Here is an 11,275-nt window from a genome sequence, read left to right as displayed (position 1 = left end):
GCGTCTCAGATTAAAGGGCAACGCGACAACGGGGAAGGGAGCGCCGGTGACCCGTGCCGCGATGGCGCTGGATGCTGTCCTGACGGAGGCACCCCGTGCCGAAGTCCCGGCGTTGATCCTCGCGGACGCCGCCCTCGCCCAGGCGCTTGGTTGGGATCATGTCGTGCCGCTGCTGGCCGCGGGTTTGAAACGCACAGACCTGCGCAAGCGGGGTGACGATTTGCGCCTAGCCTGTCATCGCGCAGTGACCGCATCCGCGGTCGAGGCCGCGCGTCTGGCTGTCGATCTCGCGCGTCGGGCTTCGCTTTTGAAAGGAGTTGCACCAAAGCTTCGGGCCAAGGGGGCAGGGGCGGCGGTGAAAATATTCCTGACGCAGGACGCCGTGGCGCCCAGTGCCCTGCCTTTGCCGGACCGCGCGGCGCGGCGGCTCTGTGACCGGCTTGTCGATCTCGGCGCGGTCCGTGAGCTAACCGGGCGCGACACATTCCGGCTCTACGGGGTGTAGCCATGAGCATGGACAGCGAAAGTGGGAACCGGTTTCGCGGTTCGGACATGCGACCGGAAAGGAAGTCGAAGGATCGACCAGAAGCTGAGCTTGATCGCGAGTTGCTCGACCTGCCACCGGAGTTGCGCTGGCGGGAATGGATGCGCCGGATCGAGGCGGTGCTGTTTGCCTCTGCCTCGCCTGTACCGCGCGAGGATCTGGCGCGCATAGTGGGGCAGGGGACTTCGGTTGATCTGCTGTTGGAAGACCTTGCCGCTGATCTGGAAGGGCGGGCGTTCGAGATTGCCATGGTCGCAGGGGGGTGGATGTTCCGGACGCGGCCTGTTTACGCGCCTGCGATCCGCGCCGCAGCGGATGTCGGAGACCAGTTGCTGGACCTGAACGAGTTCGACGTCGCGATTTTGGCGGCCATCGCCTACCACCAGCCGATCACCCGCGATGGGCTCAAAGACATCTTTGGCAAAGAGATCAGCCGGGACCTGATCGGAAGGCTGCATGCGCAGGGTCTGATTGGAACTGGGCCGCGCGCGCCGCGTCGTGGTGCCCCCTATACCTTCGTGACCACAGACGCGTTCCTCGCAGCTTTCGGGCTGGAGAGCTTGCGCGACCTGCCAGATGCTGAACAGCTGAATGATGCCGGGCTGGCCGCGCGCGCCTGAAACTCACCGGGAATTTTTACAGCGCTTGCCGCTGCTGATCGAGCCGCGCGGCCGCCTGAACGAGATCCGCCAAATGCGGGCCAGCGGTGGTAGAGCAAGGCCCAGCTTTGGGCCGAGGCAGGACGGCATCGCTGAATGATGTGACCAGTCCGCTCCAAGCTGGCGCAGCCTGAACGACGCGTTTCCAATAGATAATCGCGGAACTTCTTCTCTTTTCGAACGGCGTCGACCGCCCTTCCGCCAATTTCTGAAACAGCTGATAGCGATCCCGATGAGAGAGGCGCGCGATGGACATTGGCCGTCGACTAAATTGAAAGCAGGCTGATCCAAGAAGGTCCGGGAGTGATCGCCCCTCTGCCATTCGATGCCCTGATGCCTGCAGACGAAGCAGATCGTCGATCAGACGCTCAAGACGCCGAACCCCATTGGTGGCAGGACGGATGCGTTTGCAGAGGGCCGCGCCGCACCAGGCGCAGATCTGATGCGGCACAAGACGCTTCTGGCTGAACGGAGCCAATCCTTGTCCGCAGGATGGGCACCTGTCCCGAAGTCGGCAGCCGTGGCGAAAGCAAGAAACGCGTGTCGCGAGGCGCCAGTCTCGGCGAAAATAGGGCGTTTCGTCTTCCGTCAGACAAGCGGGACAGAACTGCAGCCAGGTAACCTGCCTCCTGGGTGCGCAACTCTGCTGAGGCGATGCCCGCAGGGGCAAACGCAGCACAGCCAAAGGGTCAGGGGCAATGGTCAGAGCCGCGATGTCTTCCACGGGTATGCCGGTATGCTCTCGCAGAAACTGCAGGATGCGATCGGGCAACGCCCGATCAAGCCGCGCCGACCAGTTCTCACCCGGCGCTCCGAGAAGCGTGCCAAAATAGTGCGGAGGTATGCCGTTCGCGTAGGCGAGGCGGTGCAGCCAACTCGACAGAAGTTCACCTGGTGCGGGCATAATGCTCACTGGCCAACGGCTTCCCGCCACACTTTCATACCGCTCTGCAGATGTGACGGATATCTCGGTCGGCCCAAACCTCATGTCATATCGTGACGCAAAGCGGAATTACGGCGCCTCGAGAGAGGCACATAGCCGAGGTCCCACAGGGTTGCGCCCGTGATCCGGCCCTCACCGCGCGAGATTGCCGCCACTGCGGCACGGGTGACGATCTCGACAACCTCGCCGATCAGCCCCTCTGACAGATCATGGATGATCTTCGCCAAGGGTTCGCGCGACAGATCGGAGGTGTCGGCGAGCGGCAGACTGGCTTCCAGGCTGTCGAGAAGCGTCGCGAATTCCTCGTCATACGGCCATCGTGGAATGGGGATCGTATCGAAACGTGAGCCCATTTCGTCCGTATCATGCACCGCATCGTAGATCGCGATTTCGCCGACAAGGACGGGTGAGATGTCATGCACCCGTGCGATCCGCCGCAAGAACGAGAAGATGGCCTTCACATCCTGGCGCCGCCCGCGCAATGCGCTGTGGAACTCGTCGAATATCAAAAGGCGCGGCTTCAAGCGCTCCAGAAGATGATCCACCTGATCGCCGGCGCGGGACAGGCTGCGCCAGCCATCGGCTTGTGGTGCGCGCAATCCAGACAGGATGCTGGCATAGAAATGCGACAGCCCTGCACCTTCTCGGGTCTGGATCACCCACACCTTTTGCTGGTCGGCGGCACGCAGATGTTCGACGGCGAAGCGTTCGGCGATCATGGTTTTGCCGTTGTGGTAGGGACCGGCAAGCAGCAAACCGCGTGGGCGCAGGGATGGCGGCCGCTCGACCAGCAGTCGCATCGCGTCATGCGCCGCGCCGGCGGCCGGATGGCTGATCCAGCGCGGCGCGCGCACATGGGCGATCCGCACTGCGTCATCGGCTTGCAAGAGCGGGACGGTGGCGGGCATGAGGTGATCCGGCACCTTACCAATCCTCGACCGGGAAGACCCGCCGCGGACGATCCGGGTCGAGTTTTGCCTGGGCCGAGGCGGAAGGCGCAGCGAAGTCGGCATAAGGTTTCTTTGCCCCGGTGGCATGCCGGGCGCGGGTCATCTCCTTCAACCGGCTTTTGGGGGTTTTGGCGGCGGCAACAGTTGCAGCGATTTCGCGTCGGATGGCTGCTGCCTCCTGCACGGGGCGCCGCTGGACTTCACGCCGCCGCTGTCGATCCGCCTGGTGCTGCCAAAGCGTGATCGGCTCGGCCAGTCCGTCCCGTCGCCTGACCGGCCGCCAGGCCTGCGTATCCGGATCCTTGACGTAGACATGGCTGATGTCGCGAGGATCATAGCACAGATCGAGCGGGGCCAGCCGATCACGACGCGCGACCAACGGGCCCAGCCAAGGTTCGAAATAGTCGATGGCGAAGAGACTGATGCCCTGAGGTGAAATTTTCCGCGTCTTGCGTGGCAGGAAATTCAGCAGCACATCGACAGGTGCATCGATCGGCCGGTCCTTCGGCTGGAACAGATCTTTCCACTCTTTCGCCGGAACGGTCAGCTTGCGCGCATTCTGGCTCAGGTTGTGGTCGATGATCGCGAGCGCGATGCAGCGTTCAAGATCCGCGAAGCTGAGCCGTGCCCGCGCTTCCGAGGCATAGTCACCCCGATCCGCGATGGAACGCCCTGTCTTACCGGGCAAGGCCCGTAACGCGGTGTTCACTTTCCCCAGCAGGCGTTCGACGACTCCGCCCCGATGCACGGTGCCCTTGTTCCGCATGCGTATGGCGATGCCATAGTCCGCGCATCCTCTGCTGAAGGTGCTGCTTTGGAACTCCTTGGCGGAATCGACGACGATCTGCTTCGGGCGACCATGCATTGGCCAGGCATGATCGATGCCGCGTTCTGCCAGCCAGGCAGTCTTGCAGCACATCGCGTGCGCCAGACAAAGCGCGACAGACAGTCGTGACGGCCGCTCGAGGGTCAGGCAGAAGCCGATGATCGCGCTCGTGGCCACATCTGCAGCGATGGTCAGATAGGGGCGACCAACGAAGACACCGTGGTCATCAATCACCTCAACAAATTGGATGTCTGCCGGCGTGTGATCGATCTGGACAACGTCGAGTGCGTGGTTAGCCCGGATGTAGCCCGGTCGCGGCTTCAGCCGGTGCAGGTGTTTACCATCTGACAGGCGGCGGCGGGCAATTTCTTCCGGGGTGAACAGGATGGGAATGCGCCGGGCGACAGTGACATAGGCGGGCGGAGTGTGCCCTTCCTCTGCGCAGCGGGTGCGGATCTCTTCAACGATCGGTGCAAGGTCCGGCTGCTCCGGGCGCAACCACATCTCCCGCAGGGTCACCGCGATGATGTTCTCGACTGCGGGGTTGATCCTCGGTTTAGCAGTCGCACGATGGCTTTTGTGTTGACCGTCGCTTCCAGAACGATCTCGTCCTCCACATTTAGCCGCTTTGCAAATTTCAGGATATGCTCGCGCTCAAGCTCCAGGCGACCGGCATCCCTGATCTTGCCGTTCTCCAGGATCGCCACTTGTGCGAAGGTACGATGCACATCGAGGGCAATGATCTTCATGATTGGCTCCTTTCAATGTTCAAAAACAAGGGAGCCAGCGGGCCACACGACAACTACGGATCCGCGCTCGCAGCGCAACCGGGCAAGTCGAAGGGGCGGCCAGATAACAACTCGAGCTCTCAGCTCATGAGATACTTCGGCCTGCCCGCCATTCGTGCTCCCAACACCCCAATCCCGGTGGGTCAATTCTAACCCACATCGAGGTATTATAAACCTCCGATTGGGGTGCCGAGATCATTCATGCCGGATAACAACATCGTTGAGCAGGATCACCGAGGCGTAAAACGGCGGATCAGGCCGATGTTGGGCTTCAAGTCATTCAGATCAGCAACTGCAACTTTGGACGGTATAGAAACGGCACACATGATCAGGAAAGGAGAGTTGGGAAGTGGTTGCCCCTTCGAGATCTATGCCAGTCTTGCCGCGTGACGCGCAACCGAGGAAGCGTCTTTCTTGGCCACACTGAACTTTGCGACGGAACCCCCTCTGTGACTAGCGCGTCGATCCAATCTATCCGGGTAGGGTCGTCAGTCGGACTCAAGTAGAAACTTGAAAAGCCGGGCCGCTGGGCCGGTCTCGGCGCTTGATGTGATTTGCGCGATGAAAAACTGCTTTCTCAAAGGCATTCCTTCGAGCCTTGCTCGTGCCAGCGAGCCCGAAGCAATTTCGCCTCGCACCGCCGTCTCCAGCACGATGGACGCGCCCAGACCGGCGGCCACGCTGCGCTTAACTGCCTCGGTCGAGCCCACATTGCCGATGGTGTCGACATCTTCTGCTTGGGGCCCTAGTGCTTCTGTCAGAAGGGTGCCGGTCCCGCTGCCGCGCTCGCCGCCCAGCATCTTGAGCGTCTTGAGTTCGGCAAAGCTGATCTCTTCGCGCGTGGCAAGTGGATGATCGCTTGGCAGGATGACGATCATTTCATCGCTGAGCCAAGGAGCCACCGTTACGGCGGGGTGGGAAATTGGCCACTCCATCGCGGCGATGTCGATCTCTTCGGCCAGCAACATCTGCGCAACGCGAGGGTTTGGGGCTGAGATGACCTCCCATCGCATCTGCGATGATGTCTGTTTGAGAAAGGATGCCAGCGCATCCGGCATGAAGTATGATGCGATGTTGCCGCTGCACCCGATCTTGAGCGACTCGGATAAAACGGCGGCCTGTGCCCTTTGAGTGGATGTAAGAATCTGCTGTGCATGTGGCAGGAGTCGCAGCCCGGCGTCGGTCAGGCGGCTGCCGCTATGGCTGCGCTGGATCAAGGGCGCGCCTAAGTCCTCCTCCAATTTCTTGATATGTTGCGACAGGGTAGGCTGCGCGATGCCGATCCGGACGGCGGCAGTCTGGAAGCTGCCGAGTTCGGCCAGCGCGACGAAGCTTTTGAGAACAGTCGGGTTCACGTCTCGAGCACCTCGGGATTGACGGCGTGGCGCGGCCGCTTGCCAGAAAGAAAGGCGATGATCTCATCGGCGGCCTCGGCTGCAATCTGGCGGCGCACCTCGCTGACTGCCGATCCGATATGCGGTGTCAGAACCGTTTGGTCACAGGCGAGGAGCGCTGGATGAACTTGCCTTGGCCGATCCGGGCGATGCCAATCCTCCATCTCGAACGTGTCCGCGGCATAGCCGGCAAGGCGGCCTGTGTTCAGCGCCTCCACGACGGCGGCCTCATCCACCAACGATCCGCGCGCGGGATTGACCAGATAAGTCCCTTGTTTCATCGCTGCTAGAAAAGATACATTCACGATGTGCTTGGTCTGGTCCGTCAATGGCAGCGCAAGGATGATGAAGTCAGACAGGCGGGTGAGATCATCGAGCGGAGCGTACTGCGCATCGAGAGCTTTTTCCGTCGTGGGGTCGAGGCGATTTTCGTCGAAGTAGATGCGCCGGCCTCGAAAACCCGAAAGGAGCCGCATTGTCTCGCGGCCCACTGCACCGCCGCCGATGATGCCCACGGTCGCGCCTTGCAGGCTGCCACCATAAAAATTGGGCCGCCACCCGGCGAACGTTCCTGACCGTAGATGCGCGTCTCCCGCACGCATGTTCCGTGCGAGCGCAATGCTGAGGCCAATGGCCAACTCGGCCGTCGGCTCGGTCAAAAGGTTCGGAACATAGGTCAACAGCACCCTGGCATCTGTGCAGGCCCGCTGATCAAGATTATCGAAGCCTTTCAATGCGCCGGCAATAATCTTCAATTTGGGGCAGGCGTCCAGAAATGGGCGGTCGACGCACTCGGTCATGAAGGCCATCAACGCCGATGCATCCGCGCAAGCCGCACGCAATTCGTCGTCGGCGAGTGGATCGCGCCCCTCGCTGGTCACGACATCCCCGTGCGCTGAAAGGCGTGCCAGCGTCTCATCTTCGATCCAGTTGGGCACTACAATTTTGACCATTATCCAACATCCTTAGCTGCGATTTTCCAATCACTAACAGCAAGGAACATATATCGCAATATGTAATAAAACTGTCATATATATTGCGTATCAAAGAACTAACAGAAGGAGAATCGGTGCGATGGATGGGTCAATGAGTATTATGGGACGTGATATTCTGAGCGTCGACGATGTCGAAGTCGTGTACCCGAACGGCACACGCGCACTCAATAAGACCACCTGCCAATTCATGGACGGGGAAGTGACCGTCCTTCTTGGTCCGTCGGGCGCCGGTAAGTCTACGCTTCTTCGCACTCTCAACCTGCTGACCCAGCCAAGCGCAGGACATATCGTGACATCGGCGGGCCAGCAGTTGAAGTCGCGCCGCGATATCCGGTTTCATCGGCGCGACACCGCCATGATCTTTCAGCAGCACCAACTGATCGGCCGCCTGAGCGCTCTGCGCAATATCCTCATGGCGCGTCTCGGTCGCCATTCTGTCTGGAGCAGTTTGGCAGGCTTTTCGCGCGCCGAGAAACACCTTGCGCTGGAATCTCTCAGCCGCGTGGGCCTCTTTGACAAGGCGCTGACACGCTGTGACAGCCTTTCGGGTGGCCAGCAGCAGCGCGTCGGCATTGCGCGCGCGCTCACGCAGGAGCCAAAGCTGATCCTCGCGGACGAGCCTATCGCATCGCTCGATCCAGCATCTTCGGACCGGGTGATGAAAATCCTCCGCGACGTATGCCGCGAAGACCGAATTCCCGTCATTGTCAGCCTTCACCAACTCGATTTTGCCAAGGCCTATGCCGATCGCATCATCGGCCTCTGTGATGGTGACATCGTTTTTGACGGACCGCCCTCGGCACTGGATAACGCCGCGCTGTCGCGCATCTACGGCGCGCCGGCCGATACGACCAACTGATCTTTCAACTCTTGGAGACTGCCATGAAGAATATCGCAACTCTCACCGCCATGCTGCTGGCCTCAACAGCCGCATTCGCAGCAGGCGATTATGATCCGGACACTTTGCGCGTCGCGCTGCTTCCTGATGAAAACGCCTCGACCGTGATCCAGGATAACAAGCCGCTGGCCGCGTATCTTGAAGAGAAGCTCGGCAAGGATATCGAACTGATCGTCACGACCGATTACTCTTCGATGATCGAGGCGATGCGCTTTGGCCGCGTGGATGTCGCGTATTTTGGGCCGGCCTCCTACACCATCGCCAAGGCCAAGATGGCGGATGGCGATCTGGACATCGAGCCGTTCGCCGCGCGCGTGACGGATGGAAGCACCACCTACCAGTCTGTCCTCATTGCCAATGTCGAAAGCGGTATCGACTCGATCGACGATATCGAAGGGTCGGGCATCGATGTGGCTTTTGGCGATCAGGCATCCACCTCGAGCCACTTCGCGCCGAAATACACGATGATGCTCGAAGGCGTGACGGAGGGCGATGACTATACCCAGAACTTCACGGGCGCGCACGACGCGGTGGCGCGCAACGTCGAGCTGGGCAATGCCGCTGTCGGCGGTCTGAGCCGTCCGATCTACGAGAGCCTGCTGGCCAAGGGGTCGGTTGATGCATCGAAGCTGATTGTCATCGGTTACTCCGCCGATATCCCACAATATCCTTGGGTTATGCGCACCGACATGACCGAGGCGCTTGAAGACTCAATCAAGGACGCCTTCCTGACGCTGGAGCCAGGGACCGACGCGGGCGATGCAGTCCTGACGCCGTTCAAGGCCGACGGGTTCGCAGCAATCACGGATGCCGACTACGACATCATCCGTGACATCCGCAAGAACCTGCAAGCCGACTGAGAATGCCCGAACTAGGAGACCGCCATGACCCGCCTCTTGACTGCCCAGCCTGCGCTGACCAACGCTGAAGATGTGCTGGCCGAGGACAGCAAGGGGCGGCGAAAGCTGCTCCTTCAAATCGCCGTAGTCGCCGCGATCGTCATTGTATCGCTATGGATGACCGGGATGCTAGATCGGAGCCGGTTGACCAGCGGCTTGCCGGCTATCGGTATCCTCGGCACTGAGATGTTCCCGCCGGATTTCGGCCGTTGGCGCGACTGGGTAGGACCCCTTGTCGAGACGCTGGCTATGTCTATCGCCGGCACGGCGCTGGCGGTCGCTCTCTCTTTGCCACTGGGCTTCTTGGCCGCACGGAACACATCGCCCAACAAGGTTATCTACCAAGTCTCGCGGGTCGTCCTGAATACGCTTCGCTCGATCCCAGAATTGATCATGGGTATAATTTTCGTTGCAGCTGTAGGGTTTGGCATGTTGCCTGGTGTTTTGGCCCTTGGCCTCCATTCGGTTGGAATGGTCGGAAAATTCTTTGCGGAGGCCATCGAGCACGCGCATCCTGCACCGATTGAAGCGACCGAGGCGTCAGGAGCCACGTCAATGCAAGTCATCCTGCATGGCGTCCTGCCTCAAGTCTTTCCGCAATTCGCAGATGTGAGCATGTATCGCTGGGAATATAATTTTCGAGCCTCGACCGTCATGGGTATGGTTGGTGCAGGCGGTATCGGCACTGAGCTCGTCGGCTCGCTCCGCCTTCTGGACTACCCACAGGTGTCAGCGGTTTTGCTGGTCATCCTCGCCTGTGTGACCGTTGTGGATATACTCAGCAATATGCTCCGTGCGAAGTTCCGGTGATTTAAGCAGATGCCAAGGTGATTTGCTCGAACAATGAGCCATCACCTCAACGGTTCAGTTTTCTTTCATGCCAGCTTGTTGCATGGGTCAAAATATGGGTGCAGGCGCCCCTTTCCCCGAACGACTATGCGGCACGTTTGAAGACCGCATGACCGAGGCGGGTCATGCGGTTGAGGGTCTTTGTGGCGCCCGATCTGGGCTTCGACGAGGGCTCTGCGATTGTATCCCGTTGCTGACTACCCTGCCATTCGGCCATGCTCGGCGATATGCTCTATGTGAGCGTTGCGCCCATCGCGTAGGCCGGGAACAGCGGTAATTAGTGGCGGGATGGTGATCTCGACATCGGGTCAGAACTTTTGGGTCAAGCAATCGGAAACTACGGTGCCATCATAAGCGGCGTCCGCCAGAACGCGGGTCACCTAGCTTGCGATCCCCACGATGAGGTCGGGCAAGGCGGTTTCGTCGCCGATCTGGTCTGTGGTCAACAGTGAGGCGACGATCTCACCGCTGTCCGGGTCATACCCGATGTGCAGTTGACGCCAGGATTTGCGGGTCTTTCACGTGCCATGCTTTTCGTCCTGCCAGCCCGAACCGCGATGGATCTTCAGGCCTGTGCTATCCACGATCAGCGTGGTGGGGCCACTGGATTGTGGCCTTTCGTCCACGACCGAGAGGTCAATCGCCCGCCGCGATAAGGTCGAGAAGTCTGGAACCGGCAACTCCACGCCCATCAGTCCAAGTAGCGACCGGACGAACTCTTGGGTCTGATGCAACGGCTGGTGAAAGATCAGCCCCCGCGTCAGACACGTCTCAATCGCGAAGTCCGAATATTTTGGCTGACCACCGCGACCCTTTCGCTTCGGCGCTGACCATCGCCCGGCAGCCCCGGCCTCAAGCCAGATCGTAACGTCTCCGCGACGGCGCAGAGCCTCGTTGAAATCCGACCAATTCGTCACCGTGTATTTCGCCTTGGAAAACTTATCGCGTCGACCAGCGTTGAATATATGCGGCATAGGGCGCTACCTTGAGGATATCAGAACCGGCGTCTTCGCCAAAATCCGCGACCCATGCAACAAGCTGTCAAATCACCACACCAAGATCACTCAGCGCGCGAAATCCCTTCGGAATGTCCGCATTATCACGCAGTTCCAGCACGAGGTGCGGGTCGCTTTCGCAAGCAGCCAAGGCACGGAAGACAGCTGTCCATTCGATTTCCCCTTCCCCCGGGGCCCAGTGGCGGTCGGCATGGCCATCGACGTCTTGCAGGTGGACATGGGCAAGCTGCGCACCGGCATCAGTGATAAAGTCAGCGACGGGTGGGGCGCCAGACATGCGACGGGCTAACTGAGCGTGCCCGGTGTCGATGGAAAGTGCGATTGCTTGTGAGCCAAAGCCATCCACCATCGCGCGACGTGTTTCTGGGCGAACGTCCTGAATGTTTTCGATCACAAGAGTGATGCCCATGTTTTCGGCTGCGCGCACGACGGGGTCTAGAATTTGATGGATGCGGCCAATCTTGCTTTCGGCGTAGCCCGGCTCTGATGATGTGACCGCCCCCCGACGGCATCA

Annotated in this window: 12 protein-coding genes and 2 pseudogenes; 6 read left to right on the top strand and 8 right to left on the bottom strand. The window is 60.2% G+C overall.

The features are described from left to right. Nucleotides 1–31: 31 nt before the first annotated feature. Nucleotides 32–505, top strand: a pseudogene (locus tag K7H22_RS18300) (DUF1403 family protein); the annotation flags it as partial. A 47-nt stretch (nucleotides 506–552) separates the two neighbouring features. Then, complete coding sequence (gene scpB / locus K7H22_RS18295) at nucleotides 553–1,164, top strand: SMC-Scp complex subunit ScpB (RefSeq protein WP_037240140.1); 612 nt, start codon at nucleotides 553–555, stop codon at nucleotides 1,162–1,164. 16 nt (nucleotides 1,165–1,180) lie between these two features. Here the strand turns inward: scpB and K7H22_RS20265 are convergent, their stop codons facing one another. The 4 genes from K7H22_RS20265 to K7H22_RS18280 all read right to left on the bottom strand — a co-directional run bounded on the left by K7H22_RS20265 (nucleotide 1,181) and on the right by K7H22_RS18280 (nucleotide 4,671). After that, nucleotides 1,181–2,107, bottom strand: a complete 927-nt coding sequence (locus K7H22_RS20265; RefSeq protein ID WP_074940673.1) for a TniQ family protein — start codon at nucleotides 2,105–2,107, stop codon at nucleotides 1,181–1,183. A gap of 80 nt (nucleotides 2,108–2,187) precedes the next feature. Further along, nucleotides 2,188–3,054 (bottom strand): TniB family NTP-binding protein, encoded by an 867-nt coding sequence (locus K7H22_RS18290; RefSeq protein WP_230802284.1) that lies wholly within the window; start codon nucleotides 3,052–3,054, stop codon nucleotides 2,188–2,190. Between the two features lie 16 nt (nucleotides 3,055–3,070). Beyond that, nucleotides 3,071–4,420 (bottom strand): transposase family protein, encoded by a 1,350-nt coding sequence (locus K7H22_RS18285; protein ID WP_230802283.1) that lies wholly within the window; start codon nucleotides 4,418–4,420, stop codon nucleotides 3,071–3,073. 17 nt (nucleotides 4,421–4,437) lie between these two features. Beyond that, nucleotides 4,438–4,671 (bottom strand): hypothetical protein, encoded by a 234-nt coding sequence (locus K7H22_RS18280; RefSeq protein WP_009573530.1) that lies wholly within the window; start codon nucleotides 4,669–4,671, stop codon nucleotides 4,438–4,440. A 249-nt stretch (nucleotides 4,672–4,920) separates the two neighbouring features. Between K7H22_RS18280 and K7H22_RS18275 the strand changes: the two are divergent. Next, nucleotides 4,921–5,100, top strand: a pseudogene (locus K7H22_RS18275) (DDE-type integrase/transposase/recombinase); the annotation flags it as partial. Nucleotides 5,101–5,198: 98 nt separating this feature from the next. Here K7H22_RS18275 and K7H22_RS18270 read toward each other — a convergent pair. Beyond that, entirely contained in the window at nucleotides 5,199–6,065 is an 867-nt protein-coding gene (locus K7H22_RS18270; protein ID WP_009573532.1) for a LysR family transcriptional regulator, read from the bottom strand. After that, the gene (locus tag K7H22_RS18265; RefSeq protein ID WP_009573548.1) at nucleotides 6,062–7,057 is read right to left on the bottom strand and encodes an NAD(P)-dependent oxidoreductase; all 996 of its coding nucleotides are present in this window, start codon (nucleotides 7,055–7,057) and stop codon (nucleotides 6,062–6,064) included. Before K7H22_RS18265 ends, K7H22_RS18270 begins: the two co-directional genes overlap by 4 nt. 121 nt (nucleotides 7,058–7,178) lie before the next feature. Here K7H22_RS18265 and phnC point away from each other — a divergent pair, with 121 nt between their 5' ends. The 3 genes from phnC to phnE are packed head-to-tail and all read left to right on the top strand — an operon-like array spanning nucleotide 7,179 to nucleotide 9,706. After that, the gene (gene phnC / locus K7H22_RS18260; RefSeq protein ID WP_159964038.1) at nucleotides 7,179–7,958 is read left to right on the top strand and encodes a phosphonate ABC transporter ATP-binding protein; all 780 of its coding nucleotides are present in this window, start codon (nucleotides 7,179–7,181) and stop codon (nucleotides 7,956–7,958) included. Nucleotides 7,959–7,981: 23 nt separating this feature from the next. Next, the gene (gene phnD, locus K7H22_RS18255) at nucleotides 7,982–8,857 is read left to right on the top strand and encodes a phosphate/phosphite/phosphonate ABC transporter substrate-binding protein (protein WP_009573550.1); all 876 of its coding nucleotides are present in this window, start codon (nucleotides 7,982–7,984) and stop codon (nucleotides 8,855–8,857) included. A gap of 24 nt (nucleotides 8,858–8,881) precedes the next feature. Continuing rightward, nucleotides 8,882–9,706, top strand: a complete 825-nt coding sequence (gene phnE, locus K7H22_RS18250; protein ID WP_009573551.1) for a phosphonate ABC transporter, permease protein PhnE — start codon at nucleotides 8,882–8,884, stop codon at nucleotides 9,704–9,706. Nucleotides 9,707–10,263: 557 nt separating this feature from the next. Here the strand turns inward: phnE and K7H22_RS18245 are convergent. Together K7H22_RS18245 and K7H22_RS18240 are read right to left on the bottom strand one after the other, a co-directional pair. Continuing rightward, nucleotides 10,264–10,719: an IS5/IS1182 family transposase gene (locus K7H22_RS18245; protein ID WP_009573552.1), complete on the bottom strand. Its 456-nt coding sequence runs from the start codon at nucleotides 10,717–10,719 to the stop codon at nucleotides 10,264–10,266. Nucleotides 10,720–10,786: 67 nt separating this feature from the next. Next, a complete protein-coding gene (locus K7H22_RS18240; RefSeq protein ID WP_330165864.1) occupies nucleotides 10,787–11,221 on the bottom strand; it encodes a sugar phosphate isomerase/epimerase family protein in 435 nt (144 codons plus the stop codon). Nucleotides 11,222–11,275 lie beyond the last annotated feature (54 nt).

This window comes from Seohaeicola saemankumensis (genome assembly GCF_021021435.1).
GTDB lineage: Bacteria > Pseudomonadota > Alphaproteobacteria > Rhodobacterales > Rhodobacteraceae > Seohaeicola.
Note: the sequence above shows the minus strand (reverse complement) of the source record. Positions and strands in the feature narration are given on the sequence as shown.